This window comes from Orbaceae bacterium lpD02, from assembly GCA_036251875.1.
Classification (GTDB): domain Bacteria; phylum Pseudomonadota; class Gammaproteobacteria; order Enterobacterales; family Orbaceae; genus Orbus; species Orbus sturtevantii.
The window spans coordinates 22958-38294 of record CP133960.1 but is presented as its reverse complement, the minus strand read 5'-3'; the positions used below and the strand labels follow the sequence as shown (position 1 = coordinate 38294).

General features: G+C 36.2%; 15 protein-coding genes. 8 read left to right on the top strand and 7 right to left on the bottom strand.

Annotated elements, in window-relative coordinates; all coding sequences use genetic code 11:
- Positions 1-9 precede the first annotated feature (9 nt).
- The 5 genes from hemC (at position 10) to RHO12_00135 (ending at position 5250) form a co-directional block, all read left to right on the top strand.
- Positions 10-930, top strand: coding sequence for a hydroxymethylbilane synthase (hemC, locus tag RHO12_00155; GenBank protein ID WVD66203.1), 921 nt, complete (start codon positions 10-12; stop codon positions 928-930).
- A gap of 32 nt (positions 931-962) precedes the next feature.
- Complete coding sequence (locus tag RHO12_00150; protein WVD66202.1) at positions 963-1700, top strand: uroporphyrinogen-III synthase; 738 nt, start codon at positions 963-965, stop codon at positions 1698-1700.
- A gap of 22 nt (positions 1701-1722) precedes the next feature.
- A complete protein-coding gene (locus RHO12_00145) occupies positions 1723-3216 on the top strand; it encodes a uroporphyrinogen-III C-methyltransferase (GenBank protein ID WVD66201.1) in 1494 nt (497 codons plus the stop codon).
- Positions 3217-3225: 9 nt separating this feature from the next.
- Positions 3226-4071 (top strand): heme biosynthesis HemY N-terminal domain-containing protein, encoded by an 846-nt coding sequence (locus RHO12_00140; GenBank protein ID WVD66200.1) that lies wholly within the window; start codon positions 3226-3228, stop codon positions 4069-4071.
- 102 nt (positions 4072-4173) lie between these two features.
- Positions 4174-5250 (top strand): alpha/beta hydrolase, encoded by a 1077-nt coding sequence (locus RHO12_00135; protein ID WVD66199.1) that lies wholly within the window; start codon positions 4174-4176, stop codon positions 5248-5250.
- A gap of 150 nt (positions 5251-5400) precedes the next feature.
- On the opposite strand, the gene gdhA is transcribed toward RHO12_00135, so the two are convergent.
- The 3 genes from gdhA to RHO12_00120 all read right to left on the bottom strand — a co-directional run bounded on the left by gdhA (position 5401) and on the right by RHO12_00120 (position 7941).
- Entirely contained in the window at positions 5401-6750 is a 1350-nt protein-coding gene (gene gdhA / locus RHO12_00130; protein ID WVD66198.1) for an NADP-specific glutamate dehydrogenase, read from the bottom strand.
- 175 nt (positions 6751-6925) lie between these two features.
- Positions 6926-7255 (bottom strand): AzlD domain-containing protein, encoded by a 330-nt coding sequence (locus RHO12_00125; protein WVD66197.1) that lies wholly within the window; start codon positions 7253-7255, stop codon positions 6926-6928.
- Complete coding sequence (locus RHO12_00120; GenBank protein WVD66196.1) at positions 7246-7941, bottom strand: AzlC family ABC transporter permease; 696 nt, start codon at positions 7939-7941, stop codon at positions 7246-7248. The genes RHO12_00125 and RHO12_00120 overlap by 10 nt, the downstream gene beginning before the upstream one ends.
- Before the next feature lie 290 nt (positions 7942-8231).
- Here RHO12_00120 and RHO12_00115 point away from each other — a divergent pair, with 290 nt between their 5' ends.
- Positions 8232-9455: a DEAD/DEAH box helicase gene (locus tag RHO12_00115; GenBank protein WVD66195.1), complete on the top strand. Its 1224-nt coding sequence runs from the start codon at positions 8232-8234 to the stop codon at positions 9453-9455.
- A 37-nt stretch (positions 9456-9492) separates the two neighbouring features.
- Positions 9493-9828, top strand: coding sequence for a YggL family protein (locus RHO12_00110; protein ID WVD66194.1), 336 nt, complete (start codon positions 9493-9495; stop codon positions 9826-9828).
- Positions 9829-9868: 40 nt separating this feature from the next.
- On the opposite strand, the gene RHO12_00105 is transcribed toward RHO12_00110, so the two are convergent.
- The 4 genes from RHO12_00105 to zipA are packed head-to-tail and all read right to left on the bottom strand — an operon-like array spanning position 9869 to position 13617.
- On the bottom strand, positions 9869-10063 hold the full coding sequence (locus tag RHO12_00105) for a 2-hydroxymuconate tautomerase (protein WVD66193.1): 195 nt from the start codon (positions 10061-10063) through the stop codon (positions 9869-9871).
- Positions 10064-10086: 23 nt separating this feature from the next.
- Positions 10087-10611, bottom strand: a complete 525-nt coding sequence (luxS, locus tag RHO12_00100; protein ID WVD66192.1) for an S-ribosylhomocysteine lyase — start codon at positions 10609-10611, stop codon at positions 10087-10089.
- Between the two features lie 11 nt (positions 10612-10622).
- Positions 10623-12671 carry an NAD-dependent DNA ligase LigA gene (gene ligA / locus RHO12_00095; GenBank protein ID WVD66191.1) on the bottom strand — a complete coding sequence of 683 codons (2049 nt, stop codon included), beginning with the start codon at positions 12669-12671 and terminating at the stop codon, positions 10623-10625.
- A 58-nt stretch (positions 12672-12729) separates the two neighbouring features.
- Entirely contained in the window at positions 12730-13617 is an 888-nt protein-coding gene (gene zipA / locus RHO12_00090) for a cell division protein ZipA (GenBank protein WVD66190.1), read from the bottom strand.
- 327 nt (positions 13618-13944) lie between these two features.
- Here zipA and RHO12_00085 point away from each other — a divergent pair, with 327 nt between their 5' ends.
- Positions 13945-15327, top strand: a complete 1383-nt coding sequence (locus RHO12_00085; protein ID WVD66189.1) for an efflux RND transporter periplasmic adaptor subunit — start codon at positions 13945-13947, stop codon at positions 15325-15327.
- Positions 15328-15337 lie beyond the last annotated feature (10 nt).

The window sequence follows — 15337 nt, the reverse complement described above, 5'->3', positions numbered from 1 at the left end:
GGATATATTGTGCAAATCCCAGTAATTAAAATCGCAACACGAAAAAGCCCTTTAGCGTTATGGCAAGCCAACTATGTAAAAAAAATGCTACTATCTTATCATCCTAAATTGACTGTAGAGCTAGTACCAATGGTAACTCAAGGAGATGTGCTACTCGATAGCCCATTATCAAAAATTGGCGGTAAAGGGCTGTTTGTAAAACAGTTAGAACTTGCAATTTTGAATAATGAGGCTGATATTGCGGTTCATTCAATTAAAGATATTCCAGCACAATTTCCTGATGGCTTAGAATTAACGACTATCTGCCCCCGAGATGATGTCCGAGATGCTTTTATTTCCAATAAGTACAATAACCTAAGTGAATTACCTGAGAATGCGATTGTGGGTACCTCAAGTCTACGTCGTCAATGCCAACTTAAATCCCATTATCCAAACTTAACGATTAAAGATTTACGAGGTAATGTTGGCTCTCGCCTACAAAAGTTAGATAATAACGAATATGACGCAATTATCTTAGCATCAGCAGGCTTGAAGCGCTTAGAACTATCTCAACGCATCAAACAATATATTTCTGTCGAAACAATGTTACCCGCGGTAGGACAAGGAGCAATTGGTATTGAAGCGCGCCAAAATGACGCTAGAATTAGCCAATTATTAGCTCCTCTTGATGATCAAGAGACTCGTTATTGTGTTACGGCTGAGCGCGCAATGAATAATTATCTACAAGGTGGTTGCCAAGTACCGATCGGCTGTTATTCAAAACTCGAGCAAGATACGCTAACGCTACAAGGCTTAGTTGGCAGTTTAGATGGTAAACACATAATAACGGCTAATGCTACAGGTCATAAATATCAAGCAACAGAGCTCGGGATCGTACTGGCTAAAGAACTGATAAATCAAGGTGCTGATAAAATTTTAAGCCAGATTTAGCAACTTGAATATCTTATAAATAGGTAAATTTTATGATTATTGTGACTCGTCCATCACCTTATGGCGAAGAACTTGTTCAATTATGCCATCAAGCTAAGTTACCGGCAAAGCACTTACCTTTCTTTAATATCATAAAAGGACAAGATTTAGACCAGCTGGCACAACATCTTGAGAACTTACAGCAAGGTGATATGATCATTATTGTCTCACCACAAGTTAACTTAATGATTTCTACCCAGCAAAAAGTTCTATTTCCTCATTTTGTCCACTATTTTGCAATTGGCGAACAAACGGCTAAACAGTTTCAATCGATCACTGGTCGATTAACCACATTCCCACCTAAAGATGAAAATAGTGAAGGTTTACTGGAATATTTTCAATCAATCAATCTTTCCGTTAATAACCGTCAAGTACTAATATTATGTGGCGATGTCGGACGAACAGTTATTAAAAAAAACCTTACTCGCCAAGGGGCATTAGTTAAAAATATCCAATGTTACCAACGCGCCCCGATCTGTTATCATATAATGCTTTTTGAACAGCAACAGCAATATAGTTTTATCATAACCAGTATTGAACATTTGCTACAATTAAACCAATATTGTACCGATACACATAAACATAATTGTCGCATAATTGTTAGCAGCCCAAGGATAATGGCCGAAGCAAAATTACACCATTGGCAGCAGATCTATTTAGCTGAAAGTGCAAATAATCAAAATTTATTTAAAACAATTGCGACTCTATGTCATAATGCAATATCAATATAAATTAATTGGATAAGTTTTCCTCATGTCGCATAAAAACGTGGTTTATACCCAAACGCGATATTTTAGTGCTAATGCCACATTATCAAATATTTGTGTCACCGCATTAACTGATTCCTATATGCAAAATTTATCATCACAACCAAGTTTATCTAACTCTTCACCTATTGGTAATCACACTCAATCTCAGCAAGTGAAACAAGATATGAAAAAAAATACTGAAAGTACGGAGCAACCGCTTCCATCACAAGATAAAAAAAGCAACCAAGAACTCAACAAAACGGCCAAGAGGTGCCCTGTATCTAAGCTCTCTGTTGTCGCAATTTGTTTAACGATTTGCTTGGGTGGCTTCATTTATTATCACGGTCACCAACAATCCACCGCACAAAAAACAGTAATTGACCAATTACAAGTCGAAATTTCAACCTTGAAAGAGACTTTACAGCAATCGATCACCAGCGATATAAAAGCTAATATTTCACAAGCTGTTGATAATCAAAATAAACAATTAGCCTTAATAGAACAAAGTGTTAAAAATCAATTGAGCGAACAAATTCAATCACAGCAACAGTTTATTAATAAAGTTGACGATGCAATAAAAGTATCAGAGCAAAATATTATTCATTTTAATGAACGCTTATCCGCTATGTCGACTACCGATAATACAAGTTGGTTAATATCGCAGGCTAATTATTTAGTCAATTTAGCTGGACGTAAAATCTGGAATGAGCAAGATTATACAACGGCACGATTACTACTAAAAAATGCAGATGCTAGCCTTGCTCAAGCAAACGACCCTAGCTTGCTACCGGCAAGACAAGCTATTAATAAAGATATCTCGGCACTCGCCGCAATTAGTTTTACCGATTTTGATGGTATTGTTATGACCCTTATGGAATTAGTTGATTCGGTTACAGAATTACCACTAGTTGATAACTATAAACAAATTGACCTCGGCATGATAGAACATGATGATTCTATTTCAGAACAAAAATCAGAAGACCATAATAACTTAGCACCAACAATTGATGAGTCATATAAAACAAATAGTAATGAAATATCGTCATCAATTTATGACTGGTACGATAACTTAATAAAAGTCAGCGAATCCTTCTTCGCAAAATTTATACAGGTTGAAAGATATGATAACTTTGGTGAATGTATCGTTGAAGCAGGCAAAAACCCTGACCTACTAAAAAAATGCCAAATTCATACCGCTGTTATTATGCCCGAACAAGCGCTTTATTTGAGGGAAAATATTAAGCTACATTTGCTTATTGCTGCACAAGCGGTGCCACGGCACCAAGAGCTCATTTATCAAAAATCGCTTAACGATGTGTCTATTTGGGTTAATGCTTATTTTGATAGTCACGCGCCAAGTGTTAAAGTATTTTTAGATGAGCTGAATAACTTACAACAACAATCAATTAGTAATCAAAATGTACCAGAGCAATTAATGAGTCAAAAAGAACTCGATAAACTAATGCAGACTCGCGTACGCGCTATGCTAGCAAACTAGGAGATAATAATGCTACGAATTTTAATTATTTTCTTAGTGCTTATCGCTGGAATTTTTATTGGTCCAGAGCTAGCTGATCACCAAGGAATCGTACTATTTCAATTTTCAGGCTATAGAATCAAAATGAGCTTAGTTACGTTCATTATTATCGAGTTGATTTTTTTATTATTGCTGTACATTTTTTATTTTGTTTTTATCAAGATATTTTACTCTAAAACTGCTTTAGGTGGCTGGTTACGCTCAATATTACCTAGAAAATCAGCAAAACAAATTGAACAAGCACAGTTGTCTTTGCTAGAAGGCGATTATAAAAGAGCGGGGAAATTGTTAGCAAAAAGCGCAAAATCAGCAACGAATCCGGCACTAATCTACTTACAAGCTGCGCAAGCTGAAATTGATAGTAAACAATTTACTGCAGCAAGAGAACATCTTGATCTCGCCGCTAAAATTTGCCAAGATAAAGAAAAATTTGCCTTTAAGCTAGTGAAACTACGTTTACAAGTTAAAAGCCATCAGTATGATTTAGCTAAAATAACAATAAATAATTTGCTTGAGGAAAAACCTCGCAACCCTGAAGTACTCAGGCTAGCTGATGAGCTTTATTATCATTTAAAGGATTATCAATCAATTATTGATATTCTACCTGCGATGTATAAATCTGAAGCGTTTACAGAAACACAACTCGATCAATTCAAAAATGTTGCCTACATAGCGAGAATTAAACAATTAGCAGATAATGAGGGGATTGCTCACATGCTCAAATGGTGGGATGCTCAACCAAAAATCATTAGGCAAAACACACTTTATCACAATGCAGTCAAAGTTTATCAAGATAATTTACTATCAATAAAATAATCATCGTTAATAATATCTAGCCCTCACAAAATAAGCTATTTGTGAGGGATGGATGTTAGAATTTAGCTTAATTTGAAAAGATAAATTTTACGAGTTACATCGATGAAAAAATATTTTAAATCAATCTGGTTTTATCTAGGATTTATTGCCTTTTTTTTGCTTATTATTGTTAGCTGTGGTCAATATTCTGATTTTGATCTAGATAATGATCAATTAACGCTACAACCAATTGCGTTTATATCTAAGCAAGATACGTTATCAGGATCACTCATTTTGCCAATCCATAAAGAAATAAAAGCTATCGTTATTCTAATTCATGGCGATGGCGCTCAAGATCGTTTATCAAATAGTGGCTATTTACCCTTAATTAACCAGTTAATTGATGCTGGTATTGGTATCTATACTTGGGATAAAGCAGGGATTGGGGAAAGTAAGGGAAATTGGTTGCATCAATCTATGCAAGATCGCGCAGATGAAGCCCAAATAGCATTCGAATTAATAAAAAATAAATTCACAGGTACCAATATAAAGATCGGTTATTTAGGATTTTCACAAGCGGGATGGGTAATTCCTATCGCGGCCTCACACTCTAACCCTGATTTTTCAGTTATTATTGGTGGCGCTGTTAATTGGCGTGAGCAAGGTGCTTATTATGAACAAACCCGTTTGCAAAACGCTAATGCTAGCGATAAAAAAATTAATGAAAAAGTGACAAAACAACTGCAGCAAAATGATCTCATATTTGGTGTTAATGGTAGCCATGATAGTTCGACATATGACGATATGTCTGACGACCGTTTCTACTTTGTTAGTCGAAACTACTTAAGCGATTCAGCAAAAAACTTGCCTAGCATGAATGGCAGAATTTTAGCTATTTGGGGAGAGGTAGATCTAAATGTAGATAGCAATAAAAATGCTTGCCTTTATCGTCAGCTAACAGCAGATAAATCAGATACAACCATAGCCTTACTTCCTAGTGCATCACATGGATTATTAAAAGCACCTATTTTTAACTACCAACTAGAAAGCCAGTGGCCATGGTGGGTAAAAATATTTTTTATTTATCAAGGCCGTGATAGTTATGCGCCTAATTCGTTAAATATTATCACCACGTGGATTACAGATGATAGTAAAGTGCCCACTCGCTATACTTTATTTGAGTGTAAACAGACAAAATAATCTCATTAAAGTACGCGTTGCTATTAGGTAGCATAAGCCAAATAAAAGGACTAAACCATACGGTGGTTCAGTCCTTGTTATATCATTTAATTTATTGCCAGCTCTTAAAAAGTGACTAAATTAGATCGTTTGTATTTGAAATAAAAAAAATTACAAAATACCTTGCCCTAGCATGGCATCAGCGACTTTAACAAAGCCTGCAATATTAGCACCATCAACGTAGTTAACGACTTTTCCATTGTTGTGATCGCCATACTCAACACAAGATGCATGAATAGCTAGCATGATATTATGTAGTTGGCGATCAACCTCTTCCGCCGTCCATGACATCCTAGCAGAATTTTGTGCCATCTCTAATCCAGATGTTGCAACGCCTCCAGCATTAGCAGCTTTACCTGGCGCAAACAGTATATTTGCAGTAATAAATGCCTCCGTTGCATCAAGAGTTGTCGGCATATTGGCGCCTTCACCTACCGCGATAACACCATTTCTGATCAGTGTTTTAGCATCTTCGATAGCTAATTCATTTTGCGTGGCACAAGGTAGTGCAACATCAACTTTAATGCTCCACGGCTTTTGACCTTGATGAAATGCTAAACCAAACTCTTTAGCGTATTGCGCTACGCGACCATATTCAATATTTTTAATGTGCATTAGGCGCGCTAATTTTTCTTGAGTAAAACCAGCTTCATCAACCACCGTCCCTTCTGAATCTGAGACTGTAATAACTTTCGCGCCTAATTGCATGCATTTTTCAATCGCATATTGTGCAACATTACCGGAACCTGATACCGCAACATTTAAACCATCAAGGCTTTTTCCATGTTGTTTAAGCATTGCCTGAACAAAATAAACTAACCCGTAACCAGTTGCTTCTGGACGAATTAAACTTCCGCCAAATGATAATCCTTTACCAGTAAATACACAGGAGGCATTATTGGTTAATTTTTTCATCATACCGGCCATGAAGCCGACTTCTCTGCCACCAACACCAATGTCACCGGCTGGCACATCAGTATCTGGACCAATATGACGATATAATTCAGTAACGAGTGCTTGGCAAAAACGCATTACTTCACCATTACTTTTACCCTTTGGATCGAAATCACTTCCACCTTTTCCTCCCCCCATTGGCAATGTGGTTAAAGAGTTTTTAAACGTTTGCTCAAAACCAAGGAATTTTAAAATAGATAAATTAACTGATGGATGAAAGCGCATCCCCCCTTTAAATGGGCCAATTGCTGAATTAAACTGTACACGCCAAGCTCGATTAACTTGTACTTGCCCTTTGTCATCAATCCAAGTCACTCGAAATTGAATGACTCGCTCTGGTTCAGTAATACGTTCTAATAATCCATGTTGGGTATAGTGCGGATTTTTTTCCAAAAATGGCCATAGTGAGATTAATACTTCTCTCACTGCTTGCAAAAATTCGGGCTGATTTGGATCTCGCTTTTGTAAAGTGGTAATGAATTGATCAACGGATGTATAACGGCTCATAATGTATCCTTATTATTTTAAATAACTCAAGATTAATTGGTGCAAATATAGCACTAAAATAATTTACAAAAAAATAATAAGTTTTAATAATATATAACCCATTAATAAAAATAGTTATCGAAATAAGATCAAACAATTTAAGCATGCACAATCACGCCATTTTATGTGTTAAACATTAAACGATAAAATAGCGCACTAATGACATTGAAATAATACCTACAATAACAATCCACATTAAGTTTTTAGTCATAATAGCAACTAATATTGTTGGTACAGTAGCATACAAATAGTGCATATTGATGGTGGGTAGTTGCCCTTCTCTGGCAACCAAAAGATTTTGCACAAATAGCGCGGTTAATATACATAATGGCACATAAGATAAAAAACGTAATACAATATCAGGGATCCGAATTTTACGCACCAGCACAAAAGGAATGACTCTAGGCAACCAAGTGACCAAACCGCAACCCAATATAATTAATAAGCTATAAAGTGTTATTTGCATTTTTCGATAATAACTCCTAAACAACAACCAAGCAGAGTAGCCATCAAGAGCGCCAACTCAGCGGACATGAATTTCATTAAAAATATCAATAAAATAGCTACAGTTAACATAACTAATAACATGTTTTTTTTACTTTTACTGCTATCATTAATCAATTGTAAATAAAGTAACCCTACAAACATTGCAACAAGCGCATAATCTAAGCCTAGCTGTCTTGGGTCGGGAAGCCAATTACCAACGACCGCACCAAGTAGACAGGCTAAAATCCAAGCAATATAGGCCGTCAGATTTAAACCATGCATCCATTTTGAGTTGACAGGAATTTTTTTACTAACAGCTGTCATGGTGACAGCAAATGTTTCATCGGTTAATAAGCTTCCGATGCCAATATTGTTCCATAAAGAAAATTGTTTAAAATAGGGTGCAGTTGCCATACTCATTAAAAAATGGCGAGAATTAACGAGAAAAACAGTAAAAATAATAGCAGAAATTGGCGCGCTTATTAGCATCAGCCCTGCAATGATAAATTGAGCCGCTCCCGCATAAATAACAACCGCAAGCAATGTAACTTCTAATATACTCAGATGAGAAGCTTTGCCAATAACACCTGCCGCAATACCGATACCAATATAGCCTAATAACGTTGGAATACAGTCAATAACACCATGTCTAAAGGTTAAATTCATAGCTTAGGTTAATTAAAATAATTTCAGAATGCTATCATAGCCAATTATGAACTAAAAAGCGATCAGCCTATAGGAAAGCGTTGTTAATTATAATAGTCTTATAAAATAGAATGCCGCGTAAAAATGCAGCTCGTTAATCAATATTTATTATAACCTGTAGCAAATAAGCTTATTAAAAAGCACTCTTACTGAATTTATCACTGAAACAGCTAAATACTCAGGTAAATATTGTAAAATTGATTTATAATCAATTCAAAGTCTTAATTTTTAGATCTAACAGGAATAATTTAATGTCATTTGATTCACTTGGTTTAGCGACCGAGATTTTGAAAGCGCTTCAAGAACAAAACTTTACCACCCCAACCCCTATTCAGCAACAAGCTATCCCTATTGTCCTTTCTGGACAAGATTTAATCGCAAGCGCTCAAACGGGTACAGGCAAAACAGCTGGATTTGCGCTACCTATTTTACAAAAATTGGCGGAGTCACAAAATATAACCAATAAACATGATGCCAGTAAAAAAAGCAGGCGACCATTACATACCTTAATATTAGCGCCAACTCGTGAGCTTGCTGCACAAATTGGCAATAATATTCGCGATTATAGCCGTTATTTAACCATTCGTTCCTTGGTAGTATTTGGCGGGGTGAGTATTAACCCTCAAATGCTCAAACTACGAGGCGGTGTTGATATTTTGGTTGCCACTCCTGGACGATTACTCGATTTAGCACAAAAAAATGCTGTTGATTTATCAACCGTCAAAGTCTTAGTGTTAGACGAAGCAGATCGTATGTTAGATATGGGATTTATTCATGATATTAAGCGTATAATATCTAGATTACCTAAAAAACGACAAAATTTGCTGTTTTCTGCCACCTTCTCCAATGAGATAAAAGCGCTATCACAAACAATTTTACATGAACCGGCAGTGATTACGGTTGCAAAAGAAAATAGCACTGCAGAACAAATTAAACAGTATGTTCATCGTGTCGATAAAAGCCGTAAACGAGAATTACTTTCTTATTTAATCGGAAAAAATCAATGGCAACAGGTTCTAATTTTTACCCGAACGAAGTATGGTGCCAACCATTTAGCAGAACAACTGACTAAAGATGGCATAAAAACATCAGCAATTCATGGCAATAAAAGCCAAGGAGCAAGGACAAAAGCCTTAGCTGATTTTAAAACAGGGCAAATAAAGGCTCTCGTCGCTACTGATATTGCCGCGCGAGGATTAGATATAGAACTCTTGCCTTATGTGGTTAATTATGACTTACCACAAGTTGCGGAAGATTATGTTCACCGCATCGGTCGAACGGGTAGAGCCCAAAATAGCGGCCAAGCTGTTTCTCTTGTTTGTATTGATGAACTACCACAACTAAAAGCAATAGAAAAATTAATAAAAACATCGATCCCAGAAATGACAACAAATGGTTTTGCTGTAAACCCACACATAAAAGCGGCGCCAAAACAAAAAATAACCCAACGACCAAACAAAAAAGTGATAAAATAATCCACTATCATTGAATCAAGTTAAAAAGGATAATGCTATGGTTAATCGTAGTCGACGTTTAAGAAAAAAATTACATATTGAAGAATTTAAAGAATTAGGTTTTACTGTCAGTTGGTCTTTTGATAAAGCGATTGGTGAAGAAAACCTAGATAAAGCTGTTGATCAGTTTATTCGTGAAGTAATTGAGCCTAATGGCTTAGCCTATGAAGGCAGTGGTTATTTAAACTGGCAAGGTATTGTATGTACTCAAAAGCTAGGTAATTGCACAGAAGAACACCGCAAAATTGTAGGCGATTGGTTAAATAGCAATGGTGTTAGCGATGTTAAAATTGGACAACTGATCGATATATGGTGGGATGAACTAGATTTTTAATCTCATTCAGTAATAGGGCTAAGCAGCCCTATTATAATATTCACTCTTTTTTACTATCACAGCGTAAAACACCACCGTTAGCAATGTGCTGTGTAGAGATCTCATGCATAATAATTTGAACAGCTTCTGACGGGCAGTCTAGGGTTTCAACTATCGCCTGAGTTACCCGCTTAGCCATTTCCCTTTTTTGTTCAACACTTCTACCTTCTAAAAAATCAATAATAACATTTGGCACTTTATCTCTCCTTTTTATGATAGTTAACGAGCAGTACAATTAATATCAGCAATTTGCTCATCAGCCAATGTGATATCACTGTTATGGCATACTTGAATTCCAGACTGAATAATTGAGCTAGCAATAACTTTTGCTTCAACCAGTGAATGCATTTTATATGAACCACATTGGTATTGATTAAGCTCTGGAATATCATTTTGAGTTTGTACTAACATGATATCATGCATTGCAGATAACCAACTATCGACAACTCGTCGTTCGTCCGGCCGTCCAATTAAACTCATATAAAATCCAGTGCGACATCCCATTGGCGAAATATCAATAATTTCAATATCATTTGCGTTTAAATGATCGCGCATAAAGCCAGCAAATAGATGTTCAAGTGTATGAATACCTTTTTCAGGCAATTGCGCTTTATTTGGTATCGTAAAACGAAGGTCAAATACTGTGATAACATCGCCTTTTGGCGTTTGCATAATTTTTGCAACGCGAACAAAAGGCGCATTCATTTTTGTATGATCAACTTTAAAACTATCAAGTAATGGCATGTTTTCTCCCGTCAAATAACAGCCTGAGCGAAATAATCTAACATTGTTTGTTCGTCGATAACTTGAATATTGAGTTGTTCTGCTTTAGTCAATTTGGAACCAGCAGCTTCGCCGGCAATAACAATATCGGTATTTTTTGACACACTGCCAGTAATTTTTGCGCCAAGTTGCTTAAGTTTATCTTTTGCTTCATCACGGCTCATTGAGGATAGCGACCCTGTCAAAACAATGATTTTATCTTTAAAAATACTGTCAATGACACTCTCTTTGAGCATGTTTTGCTGCCAGTGAATAGCAATTTTTTCACTAATTAGCTCATCGATAATGTACTGATTATGGGGTTCTTTAAAGAAATTAACAATACTTAATGCGATGACTTCACCAACATCACTCACATTTTGTAGCTGTTCAGCATTACTTTGTCGAATATTACTCAGCGTACCAAGCTCATTGGCTAAATTTTCGGCAGTAACTTCACCGACGTGAGGGATCCCAAGCGCATAGATAAAACGAGCCAATGTTGTCTCTTTAGTCGCTTGTAGAGAGTTAAGTAAATTTGTTGCTAGTTTTTCACCCACTTTATCCAGTGAACATAGCATTGGTAACGTTAAAGAATAAAGATCAACTGGATTTTTGACATACTCCTTATCAACAAGCTGTTCAATAATGCGATCGCCTAAACCCGTAATATCGAGCGCTTTCCTTGATACAAAATGTTTTAATGCTTCTTTACGCTGTGCTGGGCAAAAAAGTCCACCAGAACAACGAGAAATTGCCTCACCTTCATCTCGAACAATGATGGAATTACAAATTGGGCAATGCGTAGGAAAATGAATCGCTTGAGTCTCTTTTGGCCGTCTATCAAACATCACAGCGACAACTTTAGGGATGACATCACCTGCGCGGCGAATAGTCACATAGTCTCCTTCACGAATCCCCAATCGTTCAATTTCATCGCTATTATGTAGCGTTGCATTACTGACGATAACACCCGCCACTTGTACGGGTTCTAATCTAGCAACTGGAGTAATCGCACCGGTTCTGCCAACTTGGAAGTCAACTTTACGCAATTGGGTCACTTGTTCTTGTGCGGGAAATTTAAATGCGGTTGCCCAACGAGGCGCTCTTGCAACAAACCCTAATTGTTGTTGTAATGCAACTGAATTAACTTTAATAACCACACCATCAATATCAAAATCTAATGACATTCTTTGTTGTTCAATATTATTAAAATATTCGATCGCTTTATTAAAGCCGCTCTCAATGGTAACTTTATCACTAACGGGAAATCCCCATTTTTTAAACTGCATTAAACGCCCATAGTGGGTATCTGGTAGCGCATTGCCTTCAAAAATACCCATCCCATAACAATAAAAAGCGAGCTGCCTTTTAGCGGTTACCTTAGGATCTAGTTGCCGTAATGACCCCGCCGCGGCATTACGTGGATTAGCAAAAATTTTGTCTCCGCGTTTCTCAGCGTCTTGATTCAACTTATTAAAGCCTTGATGAGTCATAAATACCTCACCACGGACTTCCAGCCTTACAGGAATATTATCGCCAATTAACGTTAGCGGGATCGCTCGAATTGTTTTAATGTTTTCACTAATATCCTCACCAACGCTACCATCACCACGTGTTGCAGCACGAACAAATTGCCCATTTTCGTATAATAAGCTTACCGCTAAACCGTCCAATTTTAGCTCACAGCAATATTCAACATTATCGTCACCCAAATTAGCACGCTCGCGTACACGTTTGTCAAAGGCAACAAAACTATCTTGATCAAACACGTTGTCTAACGAGAGCATCGAGATTTCATGCTTAATCGTTTTGAATTGACTTAACGCCATACCTCCGACCCGTTGCGTTGGTGATTGAGGTGTAATGTACTCTGGGTGATTTTGCTCTAGCACCTTAAGATTAGTCATCAACTTATCATATTCGGCATCGGGAATTTTAGGATCATCTAATACATAATACTGATATTCATGCTGGCGAATAATTTGCCGTAAATTGGTTATTTGATTTTCAATGTTGGTAGGTGTGTTTGTAGTATTCATCTAAAACTCATTTAATCATCTGATGGCGATATAATAAAATCTGGTTTATACAACCAGATTATTCTTGAGTGACAGCTTTGATTCGGCTCTTATAACTATCTATTTTTTGCGGGGTAAGCATGTGACGATTATCATCAAGCACAACTCCGTTAACATCATCAGCGATTCTTTGAGCTGATTGCAACATCAATTTAAAATTTTGTGCTGAATTACCATAAGATGGAACCATCATAAAAATTGAAATGCCGGGAGTAGTGAACTCATGCATGGTTTCTGGATCGAGTGTTCCTGGTTTAAGCATATTTGCTAAACTAAATAAAACGGGTCCATTACCTGCTGGATCTAAATGACGATGAAAAATTTGCATTTCGCCAAATTGAAAGCCTGATTGAACAATGCTACTTAATAGTGAATCCCCACTAATGAGCCCATCATTAAGACCGACAATATGCAAAATTAATACATCTGTTTTGTCAATTTTTTTAACTTCGGGCTGCATAAAAGCCGTTTGATCGGATGGAGGCGAATATTCATCAATTTTTATTTGTTCATCAAGCGTTGTGTTAGGGTCGGCTGGTTTATTTGAATTATCAGTAGCTATTGTCTCAACTAAGTTTTCTTTAAATTTATACGCGGGTTCTTCATCAACAAAAAAATCTTGCTGGATTGGGTTAAAATCAGCATTTTCAGCATCAGATAAATCGATTTTTAGCTCGGTATCACTCTTATTTTTAGTAGAAATAACTCTAACCGGACTAACACCATCTAAAAAACCATCATCAAGTTGATGATCTGAATGAATAAAACTATCTTTATTATTTTTTTTACCTTTTGATGCATCAAAAATAGATGAACGTTCCTTCTTATTAATCCAAAATCCATGAATTAATAGTGCGATTATTACCAAAGACGCAATAATAATAAGCACAACACGTAAGTTATCCATAATACCAATCTCTGTATTAATTTAATGTTACTATATTACTGTATTTAAACATAAATACTCAAGCAATGCATGACTCTATTGTAGTAAAACAAGCAAATATTATTACATAAATAAAAAGTAATGACCTTATTAAACTTAACTTATTTAGCCAATATCAAATTGAGTTAAGCTTTTTTATTTTTAGTACTCTGTGCTATCGTTACAATTGACTCTTACATTAAAATTTAAATTTCTGTAGAATTCTACCCTATTTGAAAAAAAATTTATTTATTGAATTAACCAATAAGTAGATATAAGCATTGTTGATTTTACCGAGGTTATTTTTATATGAAATTAAAAAAAGCATTATCCCCTATCACGTTAGCAGTAACTTTGGGCTGTAGTTTACTGTTGACTGCCTGTGATAGCCAAAAATCTAATGAACAACTAGTTAAACTTCCATCGGTAAATGTTACTGCCTTCGAAACAAGTCCTTTGGATTATACAATAAAAGTGGCATTACCTGCCCGTGTAATCGCTTCACAAATAGCGGAAATTAGGCCACAAGTTAGCGGTATTATTTTAAAAAGAGAATTTGAGGAAAGTAGTAACGTAACTGAAGGCCAGTCTCTTTATCAAATAGACCCAGCACTATACCAAGCTAACTACGATAGCGCGGTTGCCAATGTCGCTAGTGCAGAGGCGAGTGCGAAACTTTCAAATTTAACCTTAACTCGTTATAAAGATTTATTAGCAAAAAAATCAATCAGCCAACAAGACTATGACAAGGCGGTTGCAGATTATCAACAAACAAATGCGGCAGTAGCTGTAGCTAAAGCAAATTTGAATACTGCAAAAGTTAATCTAAACTACACCGAAGTACACTCACCAATTGATGGCTATATTGGTAAATCAAATGTTACCGAAGGCGCATTAGTCTCAGCGGCACAATCAACAGCAATGGCGATAGTGCAAAAAATTGATCCAATCTATGTTGATATGACGCAATCAGTATCAATTTTTGAGAAAAATGAGCAACAACGTAATAAAGTTTATACTCCAGATGGAAAAGTAGAAATATTTTTCAATGATGGTTCAAAATACTCATCCGATGGTAACATTATATTCTCAGATAAAAACGTTAGTGAAACAACGGGCACCGTCGTACTACGAGCTTCGTTTGCCAATCCTGATGCGCAACTTTTACCGGGCATGTTCTTAAAACCACTTTTGACATTAGGTAATATTAAAGAAGCTATTTTAGTCCCACAAAAAGGGATTACGAGTGATCAGGCAGGTAATTATACGACAATTGTTGCAGTTCCTGTACCAGAAGACAAAGCGCTAGATATAATCAGTAAAGCTTTACTTGCTCATGGATTAATTAAATATGATAAAAATAATTCAGAAGCATTAAAAGATGCTGAAAAAGAAGCAAAAGTTGAAGCACAAAAAATTATTCAAGCACAAAAACAAAGCGATAAAAAGGACAAGACTTTTTATTACTTTGAAAAGCGCAATAATATTCAAGTTTATTCTGGTATTTCAGGCTATTGGATCGTAACAGGTGGGATTAGTGCTAATGAGAAAGTAGTAGTGAGTGGACTGCTGAACTTAACTAGCGTGAGACCAGGAGCTACTGATGCGAAAATATTCGCTAATCTTGTTGCAGAGCCAACTACATTGTCTCAAGCACAACTAGATGAAATGATTGAAAATAACGTTAAGTAAGAATCGGAGT

Coding starts and splice junctions, on each gene's coding strand:
- ligA (WVD66191.1), bottom strand. CDS start 12,671: ATGAATACTACAAACACACCTACCAACATTGAAAATCAAATAACCAAT.
- RHO12_00110 (WVD66194.1), top strand. CDS start 9,493: ATGGTTAATCGTAGTCGACGTTTAAGAAAAAAATTACATATTGAAGAA.
- RHO12_00115 (WVD66195.1), top strand. CDS start 8,232: ATGTCATTTGATTCACTTGGTTTAGCGACCGAGATTTTGAAAGCGCTT.
- RHO12_00125 (WVD66197.1), bottom strand. CDS start 7,255: ATGCAAATAACACTTTATAGCTTATTAATTATATTGGGTTGCGGTTTG.
- RHO12_00135 (WVD66199.1), top strand. CDS start 4,174: ATGAAAAAATATTTTAAATCAATCTGGTTTTATCTAGGATTTATTGCC.
- RHO12_00120 (WVD66196.1), bottom strand. CDS start 7,941: ATGAATTTAACCTTTAGACATGGTGTTATTGACTGTATTCCAACGTTA.
- RHO12_00085 (WVD66189.1), top strand. CDS start 13,945: ATGAAATTAAAAAAAGCATTATCCCCTATCACGTTAGCAGTAACTTTG.
- zipA (WVD66190.1), bottom strand. CDS start 13,617: ATGGATAACTTACGTGTTGTGCTTATTATTATTGCGTCTTTGGTAATA.
- gdhA (WVD66198.1), bottom strand. CDS start 6,750: ATGAGCCGTTATACATCCGTTGATCAATTCATTACCACTTTACAAAAG.
- luxS (WVD66192.1), bottom strand. CDS start 10,611: ATGCCATTACTTGATAGTTTTAAAGTTGATCATACAAAAATGAATGCG.
- RHO12_00145 (WVD66201.1), top strand. CDS start 1,723: ATGTCGCATAAAAACGTGGTTTATACCCAAACGCGATATTTTAGTGCT.
- RHO12_00140 (WVD66200.1), top strand. CDS start 3,226: ATGCTACGAATTTTAATTATTTTCTTAGTGCTTATCGCTGGAATTTTT.
- RHO12_00150 (WVD66202.1), top strand. CDS start 963: ATGATTATTGTGACTCGTCCATCACCTTATGGCGAAGAACTTGTTCAA.